Source organism: Anaeromyxobacter oryzae (genome assembly GCF_023169945.1).
In the GTDB taxonomy this organism is placed as follows: Bacteria; Myxococcota; Myxococcia; order Myxococcales; family Anaeromyxobacteraceae; genus Anaeromyxobacter; species Anaeromyxobacter oryzae.
The window spans coordinates 5,537,871-5,563,911 of the sequence record NZ_AP025591.1; the positions used below are offsets into that span (position 1 = coordinate 5,537,871).

At 73.0% G+C, this 26,041-nt stretch carries 21 protein-coding genes; 13 read left to right on the forward strand and 8 right to left on the reverse strand.

Annotated elements, in window-relative coordinates; all coding sequences use genetic code 11:
• Window positions 1-19: 19 nt before the first annotated feature.
• The 7 genes from nifK (at window position 20) to AMOR_RS24135 (ending at window position 7,774) form a co-directional block, all read left to right on the forward strand.
• On the forward strand, window positions 20-1,489 hold the full coding sequence (gene nifK / locus AMOR_RS24105) for a nitrogenase molybdenum-iron protein subunit beta (protein ID WP_248354944.1): 1,470 nt from the start codon (window positions 20-22) through the stop codon (window positions 1,487-1,489).
• 69 nt (window positions 1,490-1,558) lie between these two features.
• Complete coding sequence (locus AMOR_RS24110) at window positions 1,559-4,315, forward strand: bifunctional nitrogenase iron-molybdenum cofactor biosynthesis protein NifEN (RefSeq protein WP_248354946.1); 2,757 nt, start codon at window positions 1,559-1,561, stop codon at window positions 4,313-4,315.
• Window position 4,316: 1 nt separating this feature from the next.
• Entirely contained in the window at window positions 4,317-4,700 is a 384-nt protein-coding gene (nifX, locus tag AMOR_RS24115; RefSeq protein ID WP_248354948.1) for a nitrogen fixation protein NifX, read from the forward strand.
• A gap of 56 nt (window positions 4,701-4,756) precedes the next feature.
• Window positions 4,757-5,002, forward strand: coding sequence for a ferredoxin III, nif-specific (gene fdxB / locus AMOR_RS24120; protein ID WP_248354949.1), 246 nt, complete (start codon window positions 4,757-4,759; stop codon window positions 5,000-5,002).
• Between the two features lie 542 nt (window positions 5,003-5,544).
• The gene (locus tag AMOR_RS24125) at window positions 5,545-5,997 is read left to right on the forward strand and encodes a NifX-associated nitrogen fixation protein (RefSeq protein ID WP_248354951.1); all 453 of its coding nucleotides are present in this window, start codon (window positions 5,545-5,547) and stop codon (window positions 5,995-5,997) included.
• Entirely contained in the window at window positions 5,994-7,505 is a 1,512-nt protein-coding gene (nifB, locus tag AMOR_RS24130) for a nitrogenase cofactor biosynthesis protein NifB (RefSeq protein WP_248354953.1), read from the forward strand. The genes AMOR_RS24125 and nifB overlap by 4 nt, the downstream gene beginning before the upstream one ends.
• Window positions 7,478-7,774, forward strand: coding sequence for a nitrogenase-stabilizing/protective protein NifW (locus tag AMOR_RS24135; protein WP_248354955.1), 297 nt, complete (start codon window positions 7,478-7,480; stop codon window positions 7,772-7,774). The genes nifB and AMOR_RS24135 overlap by 28 nt, the downstream gene beginning before the upstream one ends.
• A gap of 85 nt (window positions 7,775-7,859) precedes the next feature.
• Here the strand turns inward: AMOR_RS24135 and AMOR_RS24140 are convergent, their stop codons facing one another.
• The 3 genes from AMOR_RS24140 to AMOR_RS24150 form a co-directional block, all read right to left on the reverse strand.
• Entirely contained in the window at window positions 7,860-9,302 is a 1,443-nt protein-coding gene (locus AMOR_RS24140) for a CxxxxCH/CxxCH domain c-type cytochrome (protein WP_248354957.1), read from the reverse strand.
• A gap of 211 nt (window positions 9,303-9,513) precedes the next feature.
• Window positions 9,514-11,373, reverse strand: coding sequence for a CxxxxCH/CxxCH domain c-type cytochrome (locus AMOR_RS24145; RefSeq protein ID WP_248354959.1), 1,860 nt, complete (start codon window positions 11,371-11,373; stop codon window positions 9,514-9,516).
• Window positions 11,374-11,645: 272 nt separating this feature from the next.
• Window positions 11,646-12,464 carry a hypothetical protein gene (locus tag AMOR_RS24150; protein ID WP_248354961.1) on the reverse strand — a complete coding sequence of 273 codons (819 nt, stop codon included), beginning with the start codon at window positions 12,462-12,464 and terminating at the stop codon, window positions 11,646-11,648.
• 119 nt (window positions 12,465-12,583) lie between these two features.
• Between AMOR_RS24150 and AMOR_RS24155 the strand changes: the two genes are divergently transcribed.
• The gene (locus AMOR_RS24155; protein WP_248354963.1) at window positions 12,584-12,805 is read left to right on the forward strand and encodes a hypothetical protein; all 222 of its coding nucleotides are present in this window, start codon (window positions 12,584-12,586) and stop codon (window positions 12,803-12,805) included.
• 59 nt (window positions 12,806-12,864) lie between these two features.
• Window positions 12,865-14,079, forward strand: a complete 1,215-nt coding sequence (locus AMOR_RS24160; protein ID WP_248354964.1) for a DUF1015 domain-containing protein — start codon at window positions 12,865-12,867, stop codon at window positions 14,077-14,079.
• Window positions 14,080-14,089: 10 nt separating this feature from the next.
• On the opposite strand, the gene AMOR_RS24165 is transcribed toward AMOR_RS24160, so the two are convergent.
• Window positions 14,090-14,776 (reverse strand): transglycosylase SLT domain-containing protein, encoded by a 687-nt coding sequence (locus AMOR_RS24165; protein WP_248354966.1) that lies wholly within the window; start codon window positions 14,774-14,776, stop codon window positions 14,090-14,092.
• Window positions 14,777-14,907: 131 nt separating this feature from the next.
• The gene (locus AMOR_RS24170) at window positions 14,908-15,834 is read right to left on the reverse strand and encodes a glycosyltransferase family 2 protein (RefSeq protein ID WP_248354968.1); all 927 of its coding nucleotides are present in this window, start codon (window positions 15,832-15,834) and stop codon (window positions 14,908-14,910) included.
• A gap of 119 nt (window positions 15,835-15,953) precedes the next feature.
• Here AMOR_RS24170 and AMOR_RS24175 point away from each other — a divergent pair, with 119 nt between their 5' ends.
• Entirely contained in the window at window positions 15,954-16,892 is a 939-nt protein-coding gene (locus tag AMOR_RS24175; RefSeq protein ID WP_248354970.1) for a glycosyltransferase family 2 protein, read from the forward strand.
• 13 nt (window positions 16,893-16,905) lie between these two features.
• A complete protein-coding gene (locus AMOR_RS24180) occupies window positions 16,906-18,735 on the forward strand; it encodes an ABC transporter ATP-binding protein (protein ID WP_248354972.1) in 1,830 nt (609 codons plus the stop codon).
• On the opposite strand, the gene AMOR_RS24185 is transcribed toward AMOR_RS24180, so the two are convergent.
• Complete coding sequence (locus AMOR_RS24185; protein ID WP_248354974.1) at window positions 18,714-19,565, reverse strand: glycosyltransferase; 852 nt, start codon at window positions 19,563-19,565, stop codon at window positions 18,714-18,716. The two genes, AMOR_RS24180 and AMOR_RS24185, sit on opposite strands and share 22 nt — an antisense overlap.
• 22 nt (window positions 19,566-19,587) lie before the next feature.
• Window positions 19,588-21,543 (reverse strand): glycosyltransferase, encoded by a 1,956-nt coding sequence (locus AMOR_RS24190; RefSeq protein WP_263009830.1) that lies wholly within the window; start codon window positions 21,541-21,543, stop codon window positions 19,588-19,590.
• A 101-nt stretch (window positions 21,544-21,644) separates the two neighbouring features.
• On the opposite strand from AMOR_RS24190, the gene AMOR_RS24195 reads away from it, so the two are divergent.
• Both AMOR_RS24195 and AMOR_RS24200 read left to right on the forward strand, forming a co-directional pair.
• Window positions 21,645-22,583, forward strand: a complete 939-nt coding sequence (locus AMOR_RS24195; RefSeq protein WP_248354976.1) for a glycosyltransferase family 2 protein — start codon at window positions 21,645-21,647, stop codon at window positions 22,581-22,583.
• Window positions 22,580-23,761, forward strand: a complete 1,182-nt coding sequence (locus tag AMOR_RS24200; RefSeq protein WP_248354978.1) for a glycosyltransferase family 4 protein — start codon at window positions 22,580-22,582, stop codon at window positions 23,759-23,761. Before AMOR_RS24195 ends, AMOR_RS24200 begins: the two co-directional genes overlap by 4 nt.
• On the opposite strand, the gene AMOR_RS24205 is transcribed toward AMOR_RS24200, so the two are convergent.
• Window positions 23,758-26,019, reverse strand: coding sequence for a glycosyltransferase (locus AMOR_RS24205; RefSeq protein WP_248354980.1), 2,262 nt, complete (start codon window positions 26,017-26,019; stop codon window positions 23,758-23,760). The two genes, AMOR_RS24200 and AMOR_RS24205, sit on opposite strands and share 4 nt — an antisense overlap.
• Window positions 26,020-26,041 lie beyond the last annotated feature (22 nt).

Genomic DNA, 26,041 nt, shown 5'->3' on the forward strand with positions numbered 1-26,041 from the left:
GCCCGGACAGGAGCGCTGCATGTCGAACAATCTCGGACTCACCGTGAAGCCGGTGACGACGACCCCGCGCGAGGAGGAGGCGCGGGTCGCGAAGTGGATCGACTCCCCCGAGTACCGCGAGAAGAACTTCGCCCGGCAGGCGCTGGTCATCAACCCGGCCCACACCTGCCAGCCCCTCGGCGCCGAGCTGGCCGCGCACGGCTTCGAGGGGACGCTGCCGTTCGTCCACGGCTCGCAGGGCTGCGCGTCGTACTACCGCTCCACGCTGAACCGGCACTTCCGCGAGCCGGCGCCGGCGGTCTCCGACTCGATGACCGAGGACGGCGCCGTCTTCGGCGGGCAGAACAACCTGCACGAGGGGCTCGAAAACGCGCTCGCGCTCTACAAGCCGAAGATGATGGCGATCTTCACCTCGTGCATGCCGGAGATCATCGGCGACGACCTCACCGCGTTCCTCAAGAACGCGCGGGCGAAGGGGCACGTCCCGAAGGACTTCCCGCTCCCCTTCGCGAACACGCCGAGCTTCAACGGATCGCACGTCACCGGCTACGACGCGATGGTCCTCGCGATCCTCCAGACCCTCACCGAGGGGAAGAAGGTGGAGGGGCGCTGCACCGGGAAGCTGAACCTCCTCCCGGGCTTCGACGCCAACACCGGCGACTACCGCGAGTACAAGCGGATCCTCGAGGCGTTCGACATCCCGTACACGATCCTCGCGGACATCTCCGAGTCGTTCGACTCGCCCAACGACGGCACGTACCGGCTCTACCCGGGCGGCACGCCGCTCGCCGAGGCCGCCGACTCCATCAACGGGAAGGCGACGATCTCCGTCGGGCCGTACGCCACGAGCAAGACCTTTGCGTTCGTGAAGGAGTCCTACGCCGGGAAGCACGTCTCGCTCCCGCTCCCGATGGGCGTCGCGAAGACCGACGCGTTCCTCCTGAAGCTCGCGGAGCTGTTCGAGAAGCCGGTGCCGGACGTGCTGAAGGCCGAGCGCGGCCGCGCCATCGACGCGATGACCGACGCGCAGCAGTACATGCACGGCAAGAAGTTCGCCGTGTACGGCGACCCGGACCAGCTGCTCGGCTACGTGTCGTTCCTCCTCGAGATGGGCGCCACGCCCTGGCACGTCGTCTGCTCGAAGGGCTCGAAGAAGCTCGACAAGGAGCTGCAGGCGCTCCTCGAGTCGTCCCCGTACGGCAAGGGCGCCCAGGTCTGGATGAACCGCGACCTGTGGCACCTCCGGTCGCTGCTCATGACCGATCCGGTCGACGCGCTCATCGGCGACACGCACGGCAAGTTCGCCGCGCGCGACGCGAAGATCCCGCTCTTCCGGTTCGGGTTCCCGATCTTCGACCGGGTGAACAAGCACCGGTACCCGCTGGTCGGCTACCAGGGCGTCATCAACATGGTCACGGAGATCTGCAACAAGCTCATCGATCTCCGCGACGAGACCTGCGAGGACCGCTTCTTCGAGATGATGCGGTAGTCACCCGACGTGAAAAGGCCCGGCCCGCGCCGCGAGCGCGGCGCGCGGCCGGGGCCCCGAGGATCCGTCATGGCGCGGCCGGACTGGTACGACGCTCCCGAGTGCGAGACCCAGGAGAAGGGCGCCCCCAAGTTCTGCAAGAAGTCGGAGCCCGGGGAGGGCACCGAGCGGAGCTGCGCCTACGACGGCGCCCGCGTCGTGCTCATGCCGATCACCGACGCGATCCACCTGGTCCACGGACCCATCGCGTGCGCCGGCAACTCCTGGGACAACCGCGGCGCGCGGTCCTCGGGCTCGCAGCTCTACCGGCGCGGCTTCACGACCGAGATGCTGGAGAACGACGTCGTCTTCGGCGGCGAGAAGAAGCTCCGCCGGGCGATCCTCGACCTCGCGGCGCGCTATGCCGGCCAGGCGAAGGCCATGTTCGTCTACGCGACCTGCGTCACGGCGATGACCGGCGACGACCTCGAGGCGGTGTGCCGCTCGGTCGCGGACGAGGTGCCGATCCCGGTCATCCCGGTGAACACGCCGGGCTTCATCGGCGACAAGAACATCGGAAACCGGCTCGCCGGCGAGGTCCTGCTCGATCACGTGATCGGGACGGCCGAGCCCGCCACCGTCACCGACTACGACGTGAACCTCATCGGCGAGTACAACATCGCCGGCGACCTCTGGGGGATGCTGCCGCTGTTCGAGCGGCTCGGGATCCGCGTCCTCTCCTGCGTGAGCGGCGACGCGCGCTTCGAGGACCTCCGGTACGCGCACCGCGCGCGGCTGAGCGTCATCATCTGCTCGAAGAGCCTCACCAACCTCGCGAAGAAGATGCGGAAGCGGTGGGGCATCCCGTACCTCGAGGAGTCGTTCTACGGGATGACGGATACCGCCAAGGCGCTCCGGGACATGGCCGCGGCGCTGGACGAGGCGAAGGGCGACGGCTCCACGGTGATGCGCGACCGGGTGGAGGCCCTCGTCGCCGACGAGGAGCGGCGCTGCCGCGCCGCGATCGCGCCGTACCGGGCGCGCCTCGAGGGGAAGCGCGCGGTCCTCTTCACCGGCGGCGTGAAGACCTGGTCGATGGTGAACGCCCTGCGGGAGCTGGGCGTCGAGATCCTGGCGGCGGGCACGCAGAACTCCACGCTCGAGGACTTCCACCGGATGAAGTCCCTCATGCACAGGGACGCCGGGATCATCGAGGACACCTCGACGGCCGGACTCCTCGCGGTCATGCGCGAGAAGGTCCCGGACCTCATCGTCGCCGGCGGAAAGACGAAGTTCCTCGCCCTGAAGACCCGCACGCCCTTCCTCGACATCAACCACGGTCGCGCGCACCCGTACGCTGGCTACGACGGGATGATCACGTTCGCGAGGCAGCTCGATCTCACGGTGAACAACCCGATCTGGCGCGCGCTCGAGGCTCCGGCGCCGTGGGAGCTCGCCCCGGAGGCGCTGGAGGCCGAGCGGGCGCGCGCCGCCGGCCACCGCGCCGCGCTCGAGGCGGAGGACCTCTCCGCCTCCCGCGTCCCGGTCCCGACCAAGGCCGCGACCGTGAACCCGCAGAAGAACTCGCCCGCGCTCGGCGCCACGCTTGCTTACCTGGGGGTGGATCGGATGCTCGGGCTGCTGCACGGCGCCCAGGGCTGCTCCACGTTCATCCGGCTCCAGCTCTCCCGGCACTTCAAGGAGTCCATCGCCCTCAACTCCACCGCGATGAGCGAGGACACGGCCATCTTCGGCGGCTGGGAGAATCTGAAGAGAGGCCTCCGGCGCGTCGTCGAGAAGTTCGAGCCCGGCGTCGTCGGGGTGATGACCTCGGGCCTCACCGAGACCATGGGCGACGACGTGCGGAGCGCGATCGTGCAGTTCCGGAAGGAGAACCCGGAGCTCGCCGCGACGCCGGTGGTCTGGGCGTCGACCCCCGACTACTCGGGGTCGATGCAGGAGGGCTACGCCGCCGCGGTCGAGGCCATCGTCTCGACGTTGGCGGAGGGCGGCGAACGGATCCCCGACCAGGTGAACCTGCTCCCCGGCGCCCACCTGACGCCGGCGGACGTCGAGGAGGTGAAGACGCTCGTCGAGTCCTTCGGGCTGCGCGTCGTCACCATCCCGGACGTCTCGAGCGCGCTCGACGGCCACGTCGACGACGTGGTCTCGCCCCTCTCGACCGGCGGGATCCCCGTCGAGGAGCTCCGGAGGGCGGGCCGGAGCGCCGCGACGATCTACGTCGGCGACTCCCTCGCCCGCGCCGCGCGGCGGCTGGAGGAGGCGTTCGGGATCCCCGCGCACGGCTTCACCTCGCTGACGGGCCTCGCCGAGGTCGACCACCTCGTCGCCGTCCTCCAGGCCATCTCGGGCCAGCGCGCGCCGGAGGCGCTGCGGCGGTGGCGGAGCCGCCTGCTCGACGCGATGGTCGACAGCCACTACCAGCTCGGCCGGAAGAAGGTCGTCATCGCGCTCGAGGCGGACCACCTGAAGGGCCTGGCGCGGTTCCTCGCGGGCCTGGGCTGCGAGCTCACCACGCTCCTCTCCGCGACGCGCACCCGCGGCCTCGACGCGCTCCCCTGCGCGGACGTGCGGGTGGGCGATCTCGAGGACCTCGAGGACGCCGCGCGCGGCGCGGACCTCCTCGTCGCGAACTCGAACGGGCGGCAGGCGGCGGCGAAGGCCGGGGTGAAGGCTCACCTTCGCACGGGGCTGCCGGTGTTCGACCGGCTCGGCGCGCACCAGAAGGTGTGGGTCGGGTACCGCGGCACGATGAACCTGGTGTTCGAGGTGGCGAACCTGTTCCAGGCCAACGCGACGGAGGCGCAGAAGCTCGCGCACAACTGACATGAAGATCGCATTCACGAGCAGCACCGGCGAGGCGGTGGACCAGCACTTCGGGATGGCGAGCGCGTTCTACGTCTGGGAGGTGGGGCCGGACCGCGCCGAGCTCGTCGGGAAGGTGAGCGCCATCACGAGCGCCGCCGACGAGGAGGACCGGATCGCCGCCCGCGCGGCGGCCGTCGCGGACTGCGCCATCGTCTACACGGTGCAGATCGGCGGCCCCGCCGCGGCGAAGCTCGTCTCGCGGCGGATCCACCCGATGAAGACGCAGGCGGAGGTCCCGATCGGAGACCTCGTGGCGCGGCTCCAGGAGGTCCTGAAGGGGAACCCGCCCCCGTGGCTGCGTCGGGCGATGAACGGCGGCGTCGCGGCCGCCGCGGAAGAGTGACGCGCGCGGCGCGCGCGAGCAACGTGCAAGGAGGCACTGTGGCGTACATCCAGGGTTTGACCCGCGGTAAGAAGGAATGGACCCCGAAGTTCGTCCGGTCGGTGGACGACGAGCGCTGCATCGGCTGTGGCCGGTGCGTGAAGATCTGCGCCCACGGAGTCCTGGAGCCGAAGGAGGTCGACGAGGAGGAGTCCGCGAAGATGTTCGTGACGGTCGCGAACCCCGACGACTGCATCGGGTGCGAGGCCTGTGGCCGCACGTGCAAGAAGGAGGCGTTCTCCTTCGAGCCCGTCGCCGCGTAGGCGCGTCCCGGCGTCGTCCTCTTCGAACGCCTCGCCCGCGGGTGAACCCCGCGCGGCGGGGCGTCTTCGCTCGTGCGCGGCGACGGCGCCTCCCGGCGCGCGCCCGCTCGCCCGCCGCCTCGTCCTCGAAATCCGCTCGCCCGTCGCCTCGCCCTGGAACCCGCTCGCGCCGAGCGGGGCGTCCTTCCATTCGCCCTGGGCGTCGCGGCGTGCAGCGCCGCGGAGTCGAAGGGCGCCTGCGCTGCCCGCGCCGCGCTCACGGCTCGCGCGGTTTCCGGGCGCTGCGGCCGTCCGCCGTGCTCGCGGCCCGCCGCTCGCCCGAGCGGCGGCGCGCGCCGCGGCCGCGCCGGGCACCGCATCCGCGCCGGCTATCGCGCGTTTCCCATGGTTCGCGCGGGCGACGCGGAACGAACGCCCCGCGCGGGCTCCGCTCCCGCTCGCTGGCGCGCGCCCTGCAACACCGTCCGGGGACCGCCGATGAGCGCCACGTCCTCGAGCACGTACCCGGCCGCCATCGGCCAGCACCTCCCGGAGGGCGGTCGATGATTGGCGTGACCGGCGGCGACGCGTACGCGGGCGGATTCCTCGGCGAGCTGGTGCGCCGCTTCCGCGAGGCCGATGGCGGGGAGGGCGAGAGCGACTTCCAGCTCCTCGCGCCGCTCGTCGTCCCGCGGTCGCGTCGGGCGGCGCCCCTCTCCGGCGCGCCCGACCCCGAGGTGTTCTGGCGCATCGACGTGTTCCACGCCGCGGTCGGCGCCGCCATCGAGCGGCGCACCGGCGTGCACTGCGAGCCGATGCTCCGCATGCACCACGACGGCTTCGGCCGCGTCGTCCTGATCGCGGGCCGGCTCGTCGTGCTCAGCCGGACGCTCCGCGACGTGATCGCCTTCGGCTTCGACTCGGTCGAGGCGCTCGCCGAGGCGGGCGAGCGGCTCGTCGCCGAGGGCGTCGAGCTCATCGAGCGGTTCCCCGACGTCGCGAGAGGTGCGCCGTGAAGCTCCCCGTCGTCTCCCCCGAGGTCCCGGCCGCCGCGAACTGCCGCTTCTCCGGAGGGTGCGGGCTCGGCGAGGCACCCGCCGTCCTGCCCGAGGCGATCGCGGAGAAGCTCCGGAACCACCCCTGCTACAGCGAGGAGGCCCACCACCACTTCGCGCGGATGCACGTCGCGGTCGCGCCCGCGTGCAACGTCCAGTGCCACTACTGCAACCGCAAGTTCGACTGCGCCAACGAGAGCCGTCCCGGCGTCGTCTCCGAGCGGCTCTCGCCCGAGGAGGCGCTGCGGAAGGTGCTCGCGGTCGCGGCCGAGCTCCCGCAGCTCGCCGTCGTGGGCGTGGCGGGGCCGGGCGACCCGCTCGCGAACCCGGAGCGCACCTTCCGCACCCTCGCCCTCGTGCGCGCCGCCGCGCCGGACCTCCGGCTCTGCGTCTCGACGAACGGCCTCGCGCTGCCGGACCACGTGGACGAGCTCCGGGCGGCCGGGGTGGACCACGTGACGGTCACGATCAACATGGTCGACCCCGAGGTCGGCGCGCGGATCCACCCGTGGATCGTCCACGGCGGGCGGCGGCTGGAGGGGCGCGCCGCGGCCGAGGTGCTGTCGGGGCGCCAGCTCGAGGGTGTCCGCCGGGCCGTCGCGGCGGGGATGCTCGTGAAGGTGAACTCGGTGCTGGTCCCCGGCGTGAACGACCGCCACCTCGTCGAGGTGAACCGCGCCGTCCGCGGCCTCGGCGCGTTCGTGCACAACGTGATGCCGCTCATCAGCGACCCCGCGCACGGCACGCACTACGGCCTCACCGGCCAGCGCGGTCCGACGGCGGAGGAGCTCGAGGCGGTGCAGCGCGCGTGCGAGGGCGACGCGCGCGTGATGCGCCACTGCCGGCAGTGCCGGGCGGACGCGGTGGGCCTCCTCGGCCAGGATCGCAGCCAGGAGTTCACGCTCGCGCGCCTCCCGCCCGGACCGGCCCAGGACGCGGCCGAGGTGCGCGCCGCCCACCGCGCCGCCGTCGAGCGCCTCCGCGATCGCGCAGCCGGGGCCCGCGCCGAGCGGCTCCGCGCGGTCGCGAGCGTCCCGGCCGATCTCCGGGCGCGCGTCGCGGTCGCCACGCGCGGGGAAGGGCGCGTGAACGAGCACTTCGGGCACGCGCCTTCGTTCCAGGTCTACGACGTGTCACGCGCCGGCGCCCGCCTCGTCGGCCTCCGGCGCGTGGACGCGTACTGCGTCGGGGGGGAGGGCGAGGACGACGCGCTCGAGGGTGCGCTGGCGGCGCTCTCGGACTGCACCGCGGTGCTGGTCGCGAAGGTGGGCCGGTGCCCGCGCGAGAAGCTCGCCGCCGCGGGGATCGAGGCGGTGAGCGAGCACGCCCACGCGTTCATCGAGGAGGCGGCGCTCGCGTGGTTCGCGAGGTTCGCGGCCGAGGTCGCGCGCGGCGAGCGCACGCCGCGGCCGACGTCGGCGGAGACTGCCGGGGAGGCGTCATGCGGCTCGACGATCTGCACGGGCTGACCGAGGCCGAGGACTACTTCGCGGCGCTCGACGTGCCGTTCGACGCGGCGGCCCTCGCCCCGATCCGGCTCGCCGTGCTCCGACGGTTCGGCCTCGAGCTGGAGGCCATCACCGGCTGGATCGGAGCCTCCGACGAGGCGCGGGTCGCGGCGGCGCGCGACGCGCTCGCGGCGGCGTACCGGGCGCTCCGCGAGCGCGGCGCCCGGGAGCCGCGGCTCCGGCGGGACGTGGGGCCGCTCGTGCAGCTCGGCTCCCCGCGGGCCCGCTGACGCCGCCGCGCGCGGATCCCCGAAAAAGAGAAGAGGCCGGGGGGCGGACCCCCGGCCTCCTCACGTCTTCAGGCGGTGCGGGTCGCTAGAACCAGGTGTGCGCCGCGTCGGCGGCGTGGCACCCCTGCGAGCAGGTGTGCGCCGTCGTGCTGTACCCGAAGTTCGACTGCGCGGTCTCGGTGTTCACGGTGCCGTTCACGTGCAGTGTCGGGTTCACGAGGGTCGGCTGCGCGGGCGTGTTGTCCTGCAGGGGCGTGCCGTACCCCGTCCCGTGGCACGAGCTGCACCCGAGGTTCAGGTGCGCCGTCACCACGTGACCGTCGGTCGGGTTCGTCGTCTGCGCCGAGTGGCAGGTGTCGCACGCGTTCTGGCCCGACGTCGCCGTCCAGACCGGCACGTTGGGCGTCGTCGTGGACGCCTGCGCCTTCCCGTTCCGGAAGTTGCCATGGCAGTACACGTTCGAGCAGTTCCCGGTGTTCGGGTCGAACGCGCCGATGGCGTTCGCGGTCCCCGGCTGCTTCAGGGCGAGCTGCACCTGGCCGTTCACGTGGGAGATGTCCGTCGGGACCGTGTGGCAGTCCGTGCAGAGCACGCCGTCGGAGATCGGGTTCTCCGTCCGGCCGAAGAGGTGCGTCTGGTGGGCGCCCACGCCGAGGCTCGCCGGCGTGGTGTTCCCCTGCGTGTCCACGGGCGGCGCTGCGGGGTTCTGGCTGCGCGTCGACGTGCCGTGGCAGAACGTGCAGTCCGTCCGCCAGGCGGCGGTCGCGTTCGTGTGGCACTTGTCGCAGGAGACGTTCGCGATGCCGCCGTCGAGGTTCGTGCCGTGGCACGTCCGGCAGTCGTTCAGGCCGTTCGGGTACGCCGGGTCGTGATAGTCCGCGGCGAGGCCGTGGATCATCACGTTGTTCGCGTTCACCGTGACCCAGTTCGCGGGGTGGCCGTTCACGTCCACGGTGCCGTTCATGTGCTTGCCGCCCGGGATCGGCGTCTCGTTCGCGTCGACGGTGTCGGCGTGGCAGGAGTGGCAGACCAGCGTCGCCGACGAGTGCGGCGCCACGCTGACCGGCGGGTAGCCGTGGCAGGAGGTGCAGTCCACCTGCCCGATGTCGCTCCAGCCGACGGTCGTCTTCGCGCCGTCGTGGAGCGTCGCGCCGTGGCAGTACGTGCCGGAGCAGGCATGGGTGGCGTGGTCGTACTGCGGGCTCGCGCCGTTCAGCTTGGCCGCGGGGCCGAACGTCACCGTCGCCGGGCCGCCGGTGATGTGGCCGGGCGAGTTCACGTTCTCGGGCACGACGTGGCAGGAGTCGCAGGTCACGCCGTCGTCGAGGTGAGTCGTGTGCGCGCCGACGGCGGGGGTCTTGTCGAGGCCGTTCCGGTCGTAGGGCGGCGCGCCGGTCGAGTTGTCCTTGCCGCCGTGGCAGCCGGTGCAGTTGCTGGCGGTGCCTTCCGCGAGCGGACGCGCGGAGTTGCAGCCCGTCAGGGCGGCGGCCAGCATGACCGCGAGTGATGCGATTCGGTGGGTGCGCATGGTCGAGAGTCCTCGGCTCCTCGGCAGGACGATGCAGGCGCCCGGAACGCCGGGCGATTCCGGGGCAGAATGCCCCCGTCCGCGCGCGCGGAGCTTGTCCGTGATCAAGCCGGGCGCGGCTCGCCGGGGCTGCCCCGCTCCCACCGACCCGCATGCCGAGGGATCGCGGCGCCGGCCCCGGGGGGGAGGACCCCCGGGGCCGGGCGGCCGGTCACCGCCAGGTCTCGTTACCGTGGCAGCTATTGGTGCAGGTGTGCGTCGTGGTGCTGTAGCTCGTGATCCGGTTGCCCACGTCCGGCGTGCCGTTCATGTGGAGCGACACGTTCACCGAGGTGCTCGTGTAGCTCACGTGGCAGTCGCTGCAGGCGCGGAACGAGTGGTGGCCCTGCGCGCCGACCGACGGCGGTGCGCCGTGGCAGGTCGTGCAGGTCGCCTGCGTGGTGGACGTCCAGCTCGGCACGGCGGTCGTCGCGCCGCCGAAGAAGTTGCCGTGGCAGTACGTCGACGAGCAGGTCGCGGACGTCGCGCTCGCCCGCGAGTAGACCGGGGTGACGCCGCCGGTCTTCGCGAGCGCGCCGAAGACCACCTCGGCGACGCCGTCGCCGTCGATGTGGGCGGCGTCGGTGATCACGTTCGAGCCCGTGCGGTCGGGGTGGCACTGGACGCAGCCGATCGGGGCGGTGATCGTGGTCCCGACGTGGGCCGCGTGCACGCCGACCGAGACGTTCGTCGCCGCGGTGCCGCCCTGCGTGTCGACTGGCGGGTTCGCCGCGCTGGAGGTCCGGTTCCCGTGGCAGAACGTGCAGCTCGTCTGCCAGCTCGTGATGCCAGCGCTCTGGTGGCAAGACGCGCAGCTCGGGCCGGTGCCGCCGACGCCGTCGAGGTTCGTGCCGTGGCAGATCTTGCAGGTCGAGAGCCCCTGCCTGTTGACGGTGTAGCCGTGCTGCTCCTTCGCCGACCAGCCCGCCGGGTGCGCGCTCGATGCCTCGATGGTGCCGTTGATGTGCGTCGCGAGGTTCACCGTCGTCGCGGTGTAGCCCGCGTGGCAGCTGCCGCAGTCGATGCTCGTCGTGTGCGGGGGAGGGGGCGGCGCGTCGTGGCAGGTGCCACAGGCGGCCTGCGCCGATCCGCCGGTCCAGCTCGGCGTGGTGTTCGTGCCGCCGGCGTTCAGGTTCGAGCCGTGGCAGTAGTTCGCGCAGGTCGTGCCGGTCCAGGTCGGGACGGCGCCGTCGGTCTTCGACAGCGTGCCCCAGGTCATGTCGACGACGCCGTTCGAGTGGCTCGTGGACGTGGGGACCGTGTGGCACTCGGTGCAGGCGACCGCGTTTCCGAGGGCGTTCCCGTTCAGGTGGACCTGGTGCGCGCCGACGGCGCGGGTGGTGGTCGCGGTCTCGCCCTTCGTGCCGAGGGGCGGGGCGGCCGAGTTCGAGGCGCGGGTCGCGTCGCCGTGGCAGCTCGTGCAGGCCGCCCCCGCGACTTCGATGGTCCCGTTGATGTGGGTCGCGAGGTTGACGGAGGTCGCGGTGTAGCCGGTGTGGCAGCTCTCGCACGCGGTGCTGGTCGTGTGCGGCGCGGGAGGCGGCGCGCCGTGGCACGTGCCGCACGCCGCCTGCGACGCGCCCGCCGTCCACACGGGCGCGATGTTGCTGCCCCCGGCGCTCAGCGTCGCGCCGTGGCAGTAGACGCTCGCGCAGGAGCCGCCGGCGAAGACGGGCTGGGCGCCGCCGCTCCGCGCGAGGGGGCCGAAGGAGAGATCGATCTTGCCGTCGAAGTGGCGCGTGCTCGTCGGCACGACGTGGCACTCGGCGCAGTCGACGGGGCCGCGCAGCGCACCGCCGCGGAGGTGCGCCAGGTGGGCGCCGCCGTCGCTGCCGTCCACCGAGACGGGCGGCGCCGCGCGGACGAGCGCGCTCGCGTCGGCGCGGTTCGGGTCGCCGTGGCAGTGGGTGCAGTCCGTGCCGGACGCGGTGGTGGGATCGGTCGAGCCGGCGACGGGGCGGGCCGCGTCGCAGGACACGACGGCACCGAGGAGCGCGGCGGCGAGAACGAACGTCGGGAGCTTCCTGGGCATCGGGTCTCCGGGTTCTCCGGCGAACGGCCGGCCGCAGCAGGACGCGGTCGGTCGTTCGGCCGGGCGGCGGACGAAGCGAGAGGGCGTGCGTCAGAGCAATGCACGTGCCCAGAGTGTAAAAAATCGGCTAAGGTCCCAATATTCCGCGGGGAACAGCCGCTCGCTCGGGTGGGCGGACGTGTGACATCTTCGTGTCACACGCGCAAGGTACGCGGCGAAAATCCCCGCTGCTGCAAACCTTGCGCGGCCCGGCGCGCGGGGGGAGGGCGGACCTACTTGATGAAGCGGATGTACTGCTGGATCTGCTCCGACTCGCACGCCGGCTCGTTCTTCTTGCCCTCGAAGCGGATGCCGAGGCAGTGGGCGAGGACCGCGGTCTGCGGCTCGGAGCAGCGCGCGAGCCCGTCGGGGAGCGTGCGCGCAGCCTCGCGGCTCCGCGCGAGCACCTCCTCGGACTGCTTCAGGTCGGCGCGGAGCGCGTAGAGCCGGGTCCTGTCACCCGTCCCGACCTTCACGAGGCTCTCCTCGTGGCTCAGCGCCGCGCGGAGATCCTCGCGCCGATCGCCGTGGTAGCACGCGAGGGCGGAGTGGACCTGGCGCATGAAGAACGGGTCGCGCGCGTGGACGGTGTCGAGGGTCTGGTGCGTCGCGGCGAGCTCCTCCTGCACGCCGGCCTGGAGCTCGGCCTTCTCCTCGGGGGTGAGCGACGCGGGGCTCTTCCCGGCCAGCCGCTCGCGCCGGAGCTGCCTCCAGACGCGCTCCCGCTCCACCTCGGTCGCGGTCGGGCCGGCGCGGCGGTCGACCTCGGCGAGATCCTCCTGCTCCTCCGCGATCCGGCGCTGATCGGACTGGAACCGGCGGCGGCAGTCGGCGAGGTTCTGGCGAGGGCCCTCGTTCCGGCGGTCGATCTCCGCCGCCCCGAGCCCCTGCGCCTGGAAGACCCGCGTCCGCTTCTCGACGACCTCGAGCTCGCTCGCGCAGAACGCCTTCTCCTCGGGCGTCATCGCGTCCGCGCGCGCCGCGGCCGGCTTCGCGGGCGCGGCGGCGGGCAGACCGAGGGCGAGGGCGACGGCCAGGGCGGCCTTTCTCATGGGTTCTCCGGGGGCGGTCGGCGGTCGTTCTTACCACGGCCGTCCGGGCCGGGGTCGAGACAGAGGCGCCGGATCAAGTACACTGACCGGCGGGAGGGGCGAACCTCCGGAGGTGCGCCGTGACGCAGGCCGAGATCCTCGCTCGCCGGGACGAGCTGCGGGCCGACATCGAGAAGCACGAGGCCGCGCTCGCGGCGCTGCGCGCGGAGGAGGCGCGGCTGCTCGATGGTTGCCAGCACACGTACGCCGACGGACGCCGCGCCGCTGCCGGAGGCCGCATCGCGGTCTGCTGCGTCTGCGGCCGCGTCCTGAAGCACCGCGAAGAGAAGCTGTGGGGCTGATCGCGTTCTGCTAGAAGAAGCGCCCCGGCGAGCGCGCCGGAGCTTCGGAGGCACACGCGATGGCCACGGTCGTCCCTTTCCGCGCCCTTCGTCCGCCCGCCGGCCTGGCCGGCAAGGTGGCGTCGCCCCCCTACGACGTGGTCTCCACGAAGGAGGCGCGGGCGCTCGCGAAGGGGAACGCGGACAGCTTCCTGCGGGTCTCGCGGCCGGAGATCGACCTCGCCGAGGGGACCGACGAGCACTCGGATCCCGTGTACGCGAAGGGCGCCGAGAACCTCGCCGAGCTCGTCCGCCGCGGCGTGCTGCGCCAGGAGGCGGAGCCGCGCCTGTACGTCTACGCACAGCGGATGGGAGAGCACCGGCAGACCGGCCTGGTCGCGTGCGCGTCCGTCGACGAGTACGACCGGGACGTCATCAAGAAGCACGAGAAGACGCGCGCCGACAAGGAGGACGATCGCGTCCGGCACATCGACACGCTGTCCGCGCACGACGAGCCCGTGTTCCTCACCTACCGCGCCGTCGCGGAGATCGATCGCGCGGTCGAGGACGTGAAGCGGGCCGCGCCGGAGTACGACCTCGTGACGCCGGACGGCGTGGGCCACCAGCTCTGGGTCGTCCCGCCGGCCATCGGCGCGCGCATCGAGGCGCTCTTCCGCGCCGTGCCGGCGCTCTACGTGGCGGACGGGCACCACCGCTCGGCGGCGGCGTCCCGCGTCCACGCGAAGCGGCGCGGCCAGCCCGGGGAGCACGGCGTCTTCCTCGCGGTCGTGTTCCCCCACGACCAGATGCAGATCCTCGCGTACAACCGCCTCGTCCGCGATCCGCGCGGCCGCTCGCCGGACGAGCTGCTCGCGGCGCTGCGCGCCGTCATGGACGTCGAGCCGGCGAGCGAGCCGCGCCCGGACGCGCCGCTCTCGTTCGGCGTCTACCTCGGCGGCCGCTGGTGGCGCGCCCGCGTGCGCCCCGGCAGCTTCGAGGCGAAGGATCCCGTCGCCGCGCTCGACTGCTCCATCGCGCAGGACCAGCTCCTCGCGCCGCTCTTCGGCATCCAGGACCCGCGCACGTCGAAGGACGTGGACTTCGTGGGCGGCATCCGCGGCGCGGCCGAGCTCGAGCGCCGGGTGAAGGAGGAGGGCTGGTCGCTCGCGCTCCACCTGTTCCCGACCCGCATCGAGCAGCTCATCGCGGTCTCCGACGCGGGCAAGCTCATGCCGCCGAAGAGCACGTGGTTCGAGCCGAAGCTGCGGAGCGGGCTGTTCGTGCACGCGTTCTAGGGCGAGTCGCTCACCGCTCCGCCCGCATCCTCATCCGCCCGAACGTCCGCGCGAACCCCTCGACGCGCCCGACGTACTCCGCGAGGTCGTGATCGCCGCAGCGCTCGCCGGGAACCGCGCGGAAGCCGCGCCGGGCGTATGCGGCGCCGCGCTCCGGGCCGCACAGGTGGATCACCGCCGCGAGCCGGTCGACCTGGTCCGGGCTCGCGCGCGCGACCCGCTGCTCCGCGAGGATCCGCTCGATCGCGAGGTGGAGCATTGCCGCGGTCATCTCGATCGCGTCGCCCGGCAGCGTCCGGAAGTAGAGCCCGTTGAACCAGCACGTCCGCGGGTCGGACCACGGCCCGTCGCGCGCTACCTCGTGGCCGTGGATGCAGAGCCGGCGCGCTTGCTCGAACGTCCCGTCGGTGATCTGCAGGAGACCGACGGCGCTCGACGCCGGCGCGTAGAAGTCGAGCGGGTTCCAGCTCCACTGCCAGCGCCAGTACGTCCGCGCCAGCGGATCGCCGGCGCTCTCGGCCTGCGCGAGGGCGGCGAGCAGCTCCGGCCGGACGAGGGCCGTCGAGTGGGCGTCGAAGAGGGCGCCGTACTCCGCCCACGTCGCGTCCGGCGCCTTCGGCCGGGGCGCCGCGACGAGGCCCAGGAGCTCCGTGGGCTTTCGCGCGAGCTGGTACGCGACGTCCGCGGCGAGGAGCACGGCGAGGGCGAGCGCGATCCATGCGGCGCGCGGCAGCGCGGGCCAACGGAGGCGGCGCGGCCACCGGAGCCAGCGCGGCCGGGTCGGCCAGCGCGGCCGACGAGGCGACCGCGGCCGGCGCCGGCCTCGCGTCACTTCCCCTCGAACGCTCCCGCGCTGGCCTCGTACCGCGGCTCGAGCGCCTCGTCCGCCTCGGGGGCGGCCGGCTCGTACCGCGGCTCGAGCGCCTCGCGCCCGACGGAGGGCGCGCCGGGCAGCGCCTCGAACAGCTCGACGAGCCGGCCCGTCTCGAGCAGCTTGAGGAGGCGGTCGTGGCGTCCATCCGCGACCTCGCGGAGGAGCTGGTACTTCCGGGCGTGATACCCGGAGATCGTCACCGCGAGGCGCCATGCCTCCGGGCGCGCGCACATCAGCGCGCCCTTGAGCACGAGCTCGCGGAACAGATGGGCCACCCACTGCGCCGGCGGCCACTTCGCGCGGCGGCCCTCGCGGTAGTGCCGCAGCGCCCAGAGGAGCGCGTACCGGTCCACCTTGCTCCGCATCCCGTCGATCGACGTCGCGAAGAGGTGCTCGACGGACGCGCCGATCGAGACCGTGCGCGCCGGAGGCAGCGCCTCGTGGACGATCATGGACCGGTCCCAGCGGGCGTGGTCGCGGCGCACGAGCCGGACGTGGTGCTCGCTCCGGTAGAGGAACCGCCGGCCGTCGAGCTCCGCCCAGTCGTGCCGGGTGACCTCGACGCACGGTGCGTCCGGGGGATTCGACTTGAAGCGGCGGATCGCTTCGAGCGCCTCTGGCTCCAGCCACTCGTCCGAGTCGAGGAAGAGGATCCAGTCGCAGTCGCCGAGCGCGGCCACGGCCTCGGCGCGGGCGGCGCCATATCCTTCCCATTTCCGGTGCAGGACGCGGAACCCGCGGCCCGCCGCCAGCCGGGCAGACCCGTCCGTCGACCCGGTGTCCACCGCGACCAGATCGTCGCAGACGGCCGCGAGGGAATCGAGACAGCGACGCAGCGTAAAGGCGTTGCTGCTGTGTATGACGAAGCCGCCGAGACGCATGTCCTTCCCCCCGAGCCCGTCGAGGCTTATCCCGAGAGGGCGCGTTCTTGCAAGCGCCTGTCGCCTCGGCGCCCCTGCGTGGCTGCGGGTACACTGAGAGACCCAGGGGAACCCGCAATATGTACATCGTCGTGATCCCGGCCTTCCTGTCGCGTCCGCACGAGCCCGACCAGCTCGCCAGGTGCGCCAGTGCCGTTCTGTCGCAGCCCGGTGTGAGCCGCCTCGTCGTGATCGACGACGGCAGTCCGCTCGCGTTTCCGACCCTCCCCGAGCGCGCCGAGATCCTGAGACAACGGAACGCCGGGCCGGCCGCCGCGCGCAACCGCGGGGTCGCCCGCGCCCTCGAGCTCGGGGCGACGGTCGTGCTCTTCACGGACGTCGACTGCGTACCCGATCCGGGTTGGTGCCAAGCGATGGCGGCCTTCCTGGACTCGAGCGGGCACGTCGCCGCCGGCGGGGTGACGTGCGCGCTCGGTCGGACGTTGCTCGACCGCTACCACGACTTCGCGGGGTCCCTGAATGGGCGGTGGATCGTCCCGGGGCACGCGACGCTCCTGTACGCGAACACCTGCAACATGGCCGTCCGTGCCGGGGCCCTCGCCCGGGTCCGGTTCGACGAGCGGTTCCCGAGCGCGGCGGGCGAGGACTTCGACTTCAGCCACCGGCTCCGCGCCCTGGGCACGATCGGGCTCGCCACGGCGGCGGTCGTCCGCCACGACTTCGCGTACCCGAGCACGCTCCGCGGCCTGCCGGCCTTCGCGCGGCAGTTCCGGCGCTACGGGGAGGCCGATCCGCTCCTGTGGGAGAAGCACCCCGAGCTGCGCGACGTGCCCTCGGAGGCGTGCGCGGCGCCGGACGTGCTCGCTCCGGCCCCGCCGGTCGATCCGGCCGCGTACCGTCGCGCCGCCACCCGGCGGCTCCGGCCGCGCCGGCTCGTGCCCGGGGTCGTCGTCTTGAAGAAGATCGCGCGATGGGCCTACAAGCGTGGCCAGGCCGCGCCGCGCCCCTGGCGCGCCCCGGCGCCGGCGGATCTCGCGCCGCCGCCGCCGTCGCGGTAAATGGGACCCCCGCGTGAAAACCTACCTCCGCCTCTTCCGCTTCGGCTGGCCGTACCGCTGGCACTTCGTCGTCGCGCTGCTCTGCATGATCGTGCTCGCGAGCGCGACGTCCGCGTACGTGAACCTGCTCGGCCCGGCGCTCGACTTCCTCTTCACCGGCCGCACCTCGTCGATGCAGACCGTCGCGCGGATGCTGCCGCAGCGGTTCGACCTCGCGGGGAAGCTCGCGACGGTGGACCGGCACCAGCTCCTCGCGATCCTGCCGTTCGTCATCTTCGGCGTCGCGCTCGTGAAGGGGCTCGCCTACTTCGGCCAGTTCTTCCTCATGGGCGTCATCTCGCAGCGGATGGTCGCCGACCTCCGCCGCGCGCTCTTCAACCGCCTCGTGGGGCTCCCGCCGGCGTTCCACTCCCGGCACCACTCCGGCGACCTGCTCTCGCGGTTCTCCACCGACGTCCAGATGGTGCAGCTCGCGGTGACGGACGCGGTGTCCACGTACCTGCGCGACGGCATCACCGTCATCGTGATGCTCGCGAACTGCTTCCTCCTCGACTGGAAGCTCTCGATCATGGTGTTCGGCGCGGTGCCGCTCACGCTCTTCCCGGTGGTCCGGATCGCGAAGCGGATGCGCACCTCGACCGGCGACTCCATGGCGAGTCTCGGCCTCATCTCGGAGATCGCGCTCGAGGCGCTGGCCGGGATCCGGGTGGTGCAGGCCTTCGGGATGGAGCGCTGGGAGCAGCAGCGGTTCGCGAAGGCCAACAGCAACCTGATGCGCTTCGAGCGGCGGATCACCGCGCTCCGCGCGTTCTCGTCGCCGCTCATGGAGGTGATGGCCGCCGCGGGCATGGCCTTCACGATCTGGTGGGTGGGCGGCAAGATCCTCGGCGGGCAGCTCGACGCCGGGAAGTTCTTCTCGTTCGTCGCCGCGGTGCTCCTGCTGTACCAGCCGGTCAAGCAGCTCGGGCGCGTCGGGCAGCTCGCGATGATCGGCGCCGCGTCCGGCGCCCGCGTCTTCGAGATCCTCGACGCGGAGTCCTCGGTCCGCGACGACGGCAAGGCGGAGCTCCCGCCGTTCCGCGAGGCGATCCGGTTCGAGGGCGTCGGCTTCTCGTACGGCGACCGCCCGGTGCTGCAGGACCTCGACCTCACCATCGCGAAGGGCGAGGTGGTCGCGCTCGTCGGCCCGTCGGGCGGCGGCAAGACCACCATCTCCAACCTGCTCCCGCGCTTCTGGGACCCGACCTCCGGCCGGATCACCATCGACGGCATGAACGTCCGCGACGCGACCCTGGCGAGCCTGAGGTCGCAGCTCGCCATCGTGACGCAGGAGACGGTGCTCTTCAACGACACGGTCCGCGCGAACATCGCCTACGGCCGCCCCGAGCTCTCGCAGGAGGAGGTGGAGCGGGCCGCGCGCATGGCGCAGGCGCACGAGTTCATCTCGCAGCTGCCCCAGGGCTACGACACCCGGGTCGGCGAGCGCGCGGTGCTCCTCTCCGGCGGGCAGCGCCAGCGCATCGCCATCGCTCGCGCGTTCCTCAAGGATGCCCCCATCCTCGTCCTCGACGAGGCGACGAGCGCCCTCGACGCCGAGAGCGAGCGCGAGGTGCAGCGCGCGCTCGAGGCGCTCATGGAGCTCGAGGGCGGCCGGCACCGCACCACGCTCGTCATCGCCCACCGGCTCTCGACGATCCGGCACGCCGACAAGATCGTCGTGCTCGTGGACGGCCGCATCGCCGAGATCGGCCGCCACGACGAGCTGCTCGATCGCGGCGGCGAGTACGCGCGCCTGTGGCGGATCTTCGAGGGGGAGGCGCGTCAGCGCGGCGAGGCGGCCTGATCGGCCTCCTCGCGGAGGTCCGGCAGCGGCCCGGCGAGCTCGGCGAGGTGGGCGTCGAGCCCGCGTGTGCAGCGGACGCGGCGCGACGCGATCGTGGCGTCGTAGATCAGCCAGTTCGGGTTGTCGTCCCGGAGGACGCCCGGCGGCCCGTGCCAGAGGTGGAGCACCCCGCCGCCGAGGCGCAGGTCGCGGCGCCAGAGGCCGAGGTGGTACCCGCGCTGGGCGAGCTCGCCGTCCTCGAGCCCCCAGCCGGTCATCTCCTCGTCGAAGCCGTTCAGCCGGACGAGGTCGTCGCGCCAGAAGGCGAAGTTGCAGCTCTTGAGGCCGCGCCGGCTGCGGTGGCGACGCGCGAAGAGCCACCAGAGCGCCGGCGCCCGCAGTGCGTGGCGCCGCCGGCCCAGCCCCGGCTCGAGGGGGGACACGTCGAGGTCGCCGCCGGCGAGGAGCCGCGCGGTGGTCTCCGCGGACGCGAGCGCGCGCGAGCCCTGGACGAAGGTGCCGGGGCGCGCGAAGGCGCGGTGGTCGGCGACGAAGTGGCGGGACGGCACCTGGTCGCCGTCCAGGAAGATCACGTAGTCGCCCCGCGCCGCGGCGATCCCGCGGTTCCGGGCGCGGGACATCCGGGGGCCGCCGCGGTCGTGCGTGAGGAACACGACGGGGCAGGGGAACCCGCGCGCCTCGCGCACGACGCAGGCGCGGGTCGCCGGGGACGAGCCGTCGTCCGTGATGATCACCTCGTCCGGCGCCACGCTCTGCCGGGCGAGGCCGCGGAGCGCGAGGGCGAGCGCGTCGGGACGCTCATAGGTGAGGACGACGATGGAGGTGCGCATGACGGGAGGGCGGGAGCGCATCTTACACGCGGCGACGCCCGGCCCGGAACCGCCTCAGCCGCGCGCTGAGCTCCTTCCGCGCGCCCGGGACGCGGCCGAGGCGGAGCAGCACCGCCGCCGTCCCGAGCCGCGGGAGCTCCTCGCGCGCCAGCTCGGCGCGGATCCCGGCGAACCCCGCGGCGACCGCGTCCGGCCGCGCGGAGCCCGCCAGCGCGACGCGGCGCCGGTCCGCGAGGCTCCGCGCGCGATCCCGGCGCGACGCCGCGTCGGCTCGGACCGCCACCAGGGAGAGCGCATGGTGCACCCGCGCGCCCGAGGCCGCGAGCCGGTCGAGGACCTCGTCGTGCGCCGCGGACCCGAGGTCCGAACGGTACGGGTTCGCGCGGAGCCACTCCGTGCGGAGGAGCGTCGCCTGGCGCGCGGGGACGCCGAGGAGCCAGCGGAGGTCGGTACGGCCCGCGCCGAGCAGCGACCAGCACTCCGCGAGATCGCGGGCGAGGCGCAGCTCCTCGCCGCCGCAGGCGTGGCGCTCGACGTGGTGGCCGATGATCGCGTCCGCGTCGGCGGGCGCGTCCTCGACCGCGCGGGAGAGGGCGTCGCTCGCCGCGAGCCCGTCGCCCGCGTCGAGGAAGAGCACCCACCGGCCGCGGGCCGCCGCCGCGGCGGCGTTCCGCGCAGCCCAGGCGCCGTCGTCCGGGAGGCTGCGCCAGAGATCGATCGCGTCGCCGCGGGCGCGGAGCAGCTCCAGCGTGCCGTCCCGGGAGCCGCGGTCGAGCACGACGAGCTCGCGGCGCGCGAGGTCCTGGTGCAGGACGCTGTCGAGGGTCGCTGGCAGGATCGCCGCATCGTCGCGCGTCACCACGGCGACGGTGACGAGCGGCTCGGGCTCGCCCCCCGCGCCGGGCACGAGGCGGCGCCCGCCCTCGACGGAGGCCGGGGCCGGGCCGGCCAGGGGGGCGCGGCGCGTCCGTGTCGCGCCGGGCGCGCTCGCGCGCGGCGCCCGCGGGAGCGCGAGCGGGTCGAACGCGTCGAGCGGCGCCACGAGCGGTACGTCCTCGGTCGGCGTCTCGATGAAGTCGAGCAGCGCGGGCGTGCACCGCGCCCACCTCCTCCAGGCGTGCTCCGCGGAGCGGCGAGCCCGCTCGCCGAGCTCCATGTGGCGGGACAGGTCGAGCGGCGCCGGGGCCGCGGGATCGTACAGCAGCCCGTTCACGCCCGAGACGATGTACTCGTTCATCGTCGGGTGATCCGGCGCCACCACGAGGAACCCCATCGCGAGGGCCTCGAGGAACGACAACCCGATGCCTTCCCGGAGCCGCGGCGCGAAGTAGACGTTGTGCCGGCGGAGGTCGGCGAGCGCCTCCTCCCGCGTGGCGAACCAGTCCGTCGCGCGGAGCGCGTAGCGGGAGGCGTCCGCGGCGGACGGCGCGACCAGCTCGCCGTGGGACGGATCCAGCGCCCGGTGGAGCGTGAATCGACTGAACCGCGTCTCGCCGAGGAGCGGGCGGATCGTCGCCCAGGTCACGTCCTGCTGGCGCTGCCAGAACCAGCCGGCCAGCTCCGGGCCGGGGCTCGCGCGGCCCAGCCGGGAGGGGTCCGGGGCGTAGCGCGCGAGCCGGCTGCGGGCGCCGAGCCGCTGCACCCGGGCGTGCAGGGTGCTGCTGAAGCACACGACCTTGATGCCGTCGAGGGAGCGCCAGAACGAGTCGGGCTTCGCGTGGCAGCCGTCGTACATCGGGAAGAAGGTGACGTTCCGGGCCCCCGCCGCCGCGAGGTCGCGGGCGACCGGCTCCACCTGCCAGACGACCACCGCGTCGAAGTCGCCTGACGCGAGCGGCGCCGCGTCGAACGGCCGGCCCGTCAACCACCCCTCGAACCAGAAGTCGACGAGGTCGGCCCGCGCGCGAAGCAGGTCGCGGAGGAACTCCGACGAGCCGGTCGTCCGGTGGTGGGAGTGGCCGCAGAAGGCGATTCTCATCGGAGGCGTGCGCACGTGCTTAGCAAACGCGCACTCATCGAGTAACCTTCGCTCGTCGCCGCGCGGAGATCAACGCCGGCGAGAGCGGGGGGCTCGAACGCATGAAGCCGAGTGTGACGGTCATCATCCCGACGTACCGCCGCGCGGACGTCCTGCCTTCCTGCCTCGACGGGCTGGAGCGGCAGACCTACGCGCCGCTCGAGGTGATCACGGTCGACCAGAGCCCGGACGAACGGACGCGAGAGATCGTCGCGGCGCGGACGCCGCGCGGCTTCGCCTATCGCTACCTGCACAGTGCCGTCGCGGGCGTCAGCCTCGCGCGGAACCTCGGCCTCCGGGCGTCGAAGGGATCGCTCGTCGCCTTCACCGAGGACGACGCGGTCCCGGAGCCGACCTGGATCGAGGCGATGGTGAGGGCGTTCGAGACGACCGACGCCGACCTCGTCGGCGGCAAGATCCTGCCGCTTTGGGAGGGGCCGCGCCCGCCGTGGTTCCCCGAATCCCGCGCCTACCTCGTCGGCGTCTTCGACCCCGGCAAGCCGCTCTCGCCCTTCCCGGAGGGCAGCCTGCCGATGACCGGCAACCTCGTCGTTCGCCGCGCGGTCGTCGAGCGGCTCGGCGGGTTCGACGAGCAGGCCGGCCCGCGGCCCGGGCGGCCGATCTCCGGGGAGGACTCGCTCTTCGCGTGGAACGCGCTCGGCGCCGGGTTCCGGATCTTCTACCAGCCGGACGCGGTGGTGCACCATCGCGTGCCGCGCGCGCGGATGAAGCGCCGCTTCTACCTGACGCGCTGCTACCGCGAGGGCATCAGCCTCGTGGACGTGGAGAGCAAGCGCGGCGCCCTCACGGCGGACCGCCTCGACGGCATGCTCGCGTGGCACCGGCGCAACCGCTGGCGCCGCGCCTTCAAGGCCCTCGGGCGCCTGTCGCTCGCGCCCTGGAACGACCCGAAGCTCCTCGAGCAGCTCGGGGAAGCCGCGCTGTCGGCGGGCATCGTGGCGACGTGCCGCGACGTGCTCCGCGGAGGCGCGCCGCGGTGAGGGTCGGGATCAACCTCACGCAGTTCGTCCCGGGAAAGAGCGGCGGCGTCCAGACCTACGTCGAGACGCTCGTCCGCGGCCTCTGCCGGCTCGACAACGGGCAGCGGTACGTCCTCTTCGTGAACTACCTCACCGCGCCGCTCTTCGAGGACCTCCGCTCGGAGCGGTGCGAGCTCGTCTTCGTCGGCGTGCACATCCCGCGGCTCGTGAAGGCGGCGGATCGTCTCGTCCCGGGCATGATCTTCTGGGCCTACGCCCGCGGCCTGAACGCCCTCATGAAGGGCGCGCGCCTCGACGTGCTCCACTTCCCGCAGAACTTCATCGTGCCGATCGGTTACCCGGGCCGTACCGTCGTGACGTTCCACGACCTCCAGCAGGAGTATCACCCGGAGTTCTTCACGGCGGCCGAGCTCGAGTGGCGCGCGGAGAACTACCGGCCGGCGGCGCGCAAGGCGGCGCACCTCATCGCCATCTCCGGGTACACCGCGAGGAGCCTGGTCGAGAGGTACGGCGTCCCGCCGGAGAAGATCACGACGGTGCACACCGCCGTCGGGGACGACGTCTCTGCGCCCGTCGACCCCGGGACGGACGGAGGGGAAGGGCTCCCCCCGCGGTTCTTCTACTACCCGGCGGCATTCTGGCCGCACAAGAACCACGCCCGCCTGCTCCAGGCGATGGCGCGCCTGAGGGCGTCGGACGGCTTCGATCTGCCGCTCGTCCTCACCGGCATGGACGCGGCGGACGCCGCGCCGATCCGCGGCGAGATCGAGCGCCTCCGGCTGCAGGACCAGGTCATCAGCCTGGGATACGTGCCGCGCGAGCGGATCCGGCTGCTGCTGGGCCGCGCCGAGTTCATGATGTTCCCGTCGCTGTTCGAGGGCTTCGGCATCCCGGTCGTGGAGGCGATGGCGGCGGGCTGCCCGGTCGCGTGCGCGCGCGCGACGAGCCTGCCCGAGGTCATCGGGGACGAGGGCCTCATGTTCGATCCCGAGAGCGTCGAGGACATCGCGGCCGCGCTGCGGCGGATGTGGAAGGACGCGGGGCTGCGCGCCCGGCTCCGGGCGACGCTCCGGCCGCGGGCCGCGCTGTTCACCGTCGAGCGGATGGCGCAGGGCACGGCGGCCGTGTACGAGCGCGTCGCCCGTGGCGGGGAGCGCGCCCGGCGCGGAGGCCCCTAGGCCTCGAGCGCCTCGCGGCGCGCGGCCTCCCGGTAGCGGTACTGGTACCTGCGATCGCGGTAGCGCTCGATCCCCCGCGACCAGAGCCGCCGCACGCGGGGCGCGAGCGGGCCGGAGAGGAGCTTCGCGAGGAGCACCAGCGCGCGCGGGTGGAGGAGCGCGGACCGGGATCGCGCCAGCGCTTCCCGGAACACCGCGCGGGCGCGCCGTGCATCGCCCGTGTTCCACGCGTCGTCGGCGAGCCGCACGAGCGCGCCCGGGACCGCGGCGGTCCCGAGCTCGAGGAGCGCGGCGCCCTCCGGGATCCCGCTCCACCGCTTCGCGGCGATGCGCTCGTACCGCGCGCGCGCCTCGTCGATCGTGCAGCCCGTCTTCGCCATCTCCTGGAACAGGTACTGCTCCACGTAGCGCCTCATGTGCGCGGCGCCGTGGTGACGACGGAACAGCTCGAGGTGATCGGCCCAGAACGCCGTCGGCGACGAGAGCGTCTTCGTCCCGTCGGCCATGCGGAACTTCGCGAGCCGCTGCGGGACGTGCTTCATCCGAGCGCCGGAGCTCCCCACGCGGATCCAGAACTCCACGTCCATCGCGAAGTGGAACCCCTCGTCGAAGAGCCCGACGCGCTCGCCGAGCGACCGCCGCCAGAACGACGCGGGCTGCATGATCCAGTTCGTGAAGTCGTTCCAGAGGAAGAAGTACCCGGTGAGGAGCCGCCAGTCCTCCGGCCGCGACAGCCACTCCCAGAGCGGCTTCCCGCCCTCGTCGATCACGGTGCCGTCACCGTAGAGGAAGTCGACGTCTGGCTCCGCGAGGAACGCCTCGACCGCGATCGACACGGCGTCCGGGTAGAGCAGGTCGTCGGAGTTGACGTAGGCGACGATCTCGCCCTTCGCCATCCGGAGGCCCTTGTTGATGGCGTCCGCCTGGCCGCGGTCCTTCTCGCTGATCCATCTCACCCCGGGCGCGCTCTCCAGGATCCGCAGCGTCTCGTCCGTGGAGGCGCCGTCCACCACGATGTGCTCGATGCGCGGGTACGTCTGGGCCGCCACGGACTCGAGCGTCTCCCGGATGGTCCGGCCCTGGTTGAGCGTCGGGGTGACGATCGACACGAGCGGCAGGTCTCCGGGGGTCGCCGCCGGTCTCGCCGCGGTCAGGACGGCCGGGTGCGCCGCGATCCAGCGGAGCGCGAGGACCTCGGGCTCGAGCGGCGCGAGCGCCTCGGCGCGGGCCTTCCAGTGCTTCGCGTGCCCGACCCACGAGTTCCGGTCGGCGTCGATCTCGCCGGCGTACCGCTTCCAGAAATCCCGCTCCTGCTGCGCCGCCTCGAGCTTCCGCGCGAGCACGACGTGATCGGGCGTCGAGGGGGCCTGCGTGTGGGCCGCGTCGAACGCGTCGACGAGCGCCTCCACGACGCGACCGGGGCGGGAGCGCCGCAGCGCCCCGCGCCAGGCGTCCTCCGGCACCTCCGGGATCGGCGCGCGCGACGCCACGAAGAACATGTCGTACTCGGAGAAGATCGCCGGCTCGAAGAGCACGTGCGCGAAGCCGGCCCTCGCCATGAGCTCGGTCGCCGACTCGCGGCTCAGCAGGAACAGGTGCTCGTCCGGCTTGAGCTGGTCGACGAACGCGGGCTGCCTCTCCCGCATCTGTTCGAACGACAGGTCCGGCTCGAACCGCGGCGTCTGCACGAGGAGCAGCCCGTCCGGCCTCAGCACCCGGGCCGCCTCCGCGAGCGTGCGCTCGGGGTCCGGGAGGTGCTCGAGGACGTCCATCAGGATCAGGACGTCCAGGCTGCCCGGCGCGAGCCGCTGCTCCTCCAGGGGCCCGGTGAGGATCGGGACGTCGAAGGTCGTCCGGGCGAGCTCCGTCACCGCCGGGCTGAGGTCGAGGCCGGTGGCGTCGTACCCCGCCGTCGCGAGCAGCGCGACGAACGCGCCGCTCGCCGCCCCGAGCTCGAGGGTGCGGGCCGGCGGGGGCCGGCGCCGGAGGAGCGCCTCGAGCCAGTAGACGCACCGCTCGGAGAGGTCGAGGCGGGTGCGCTGGAAGACGTCCGGATGCCCGAGCGCGCGGGCGTGGTCGACGAAGTAGTTGAGGCCGTAGAGATCCTTCTCCTCGTCGCTGACCCGCGTCTGCCCGGCCGAGATGCGCGTCGCGACCAGGGTCTTGCAGCCGCGGCACAGCCGGTAGGTCTCGGAGTACGGCGCCAGCTCGCCGCGCCCGCACCAGCATGAGCGGCCCTCGACGCGCGGGTCCGTCACGGCCGCTCCGCGGATGCCATGG

Excerpts from the sequence above, each read along its gene's own strand:
- nifK (WP_248354944.1), top strand. The coding sequence starts at position 20 with ATGTCGAACAATCTCGGACTCACCGTGAAGCCGGTGACGACGACCCCG.
- AMOR_RS24110 (WP_248354946.1), top strand. The coding sequence starts at position 1,559 with ATGGCGCGGCCGGACTGGTACGACGCTCCCGAGTGCGAGACCCAGGAG.
- nifX (WP_248354948.1), top strand. The coding sequence starts at position 4,317 with ATGAAGATCGCATTCACGAGCAGCACCGGCGAGGCGGTGGACCAGCAC.
- AMOR_RS24125 (WP_248354951.1), top strand. The coding sequence starts at position 5,545 with ATGATTGGCGTGACCGGCGGCGACGCGTACGCGGGCGGATTCCTCGGC.
- AMOR_RS24135 (WP_248354955.1), top strand. The coding sequence starts at position 7,478 with ATGCGGCTCGACGATCTGCACGGGCTGACCGAGGCCGAGGACTACTTC.
- AMOR_RS24140 (WP_248354957.1), bottom strand. The coding sequence starts at position 9,302 with ATGCGCACCCACCGAATCGCATCACTCGCGGTCATGCTGGCCGCCGCC.
- AMOR_RS24145 (WP_248354959.1), bottom strand. The coding sequence starts at position 11,373 with ATGCCCAGGAAGCTCCCGACGTTCGTTCTCGCCGCCGCGCTCCTCGGT.
- AMOR_RS24150 (WP_248354961.1), bottom strand. The coding sequence starts at position 12,464 with ATGAGAAAGGCCGCCCTGGCCGTCGCCCTCGCCCTCGGTCTGCCCGCC.
- AMOR_RS24160 (WP_248354964.1), top strand. The coding sequence starts at position 12,865 with ATGGCCACGGTCGTCCCTTTCCGCGCCCTTCGTCCGCCCGCCGGCCTG.
- AMOR_RS24170 (WP_248354968.1), bottom strand. The coding sequence starts at position 15,834 with ATGCGTCTCGGCGGCTTCGTCATACACAGCAGCAACGCCTTTACGCTG.
- AMOR_RS24175 (WP_248354970.1), top strand. The coding sequence starts at position 15,954 with ATGTACATCGTCGTGATCCCGGCCTTCCTGTCGCGTCCGCACGAGCCC.
- AMOR_RS24185 (WP_248354974.1), bottom strand. The coding sequence starts at position 19,565 with ATGCGCACCTCCATCGTCGTCCTCACCTATGAGCGTCCCGACGCGCTC.
- AMOR_RS24190 (WP_263009830.1), bottom strand. The coding sequence starts at position 21,543 with ATGAGAATCGCCTTCTGCGGCCACTCCCACCACCGGACGACCGGCTCG.
- AMOR_RS24195 (WP_248354976.1), top strand. The coding sequence starts at position 21,645 with ATGAAGCCGAGTGTGACGGTCATCATCCCGACGTACCGCCGCGCGGAC.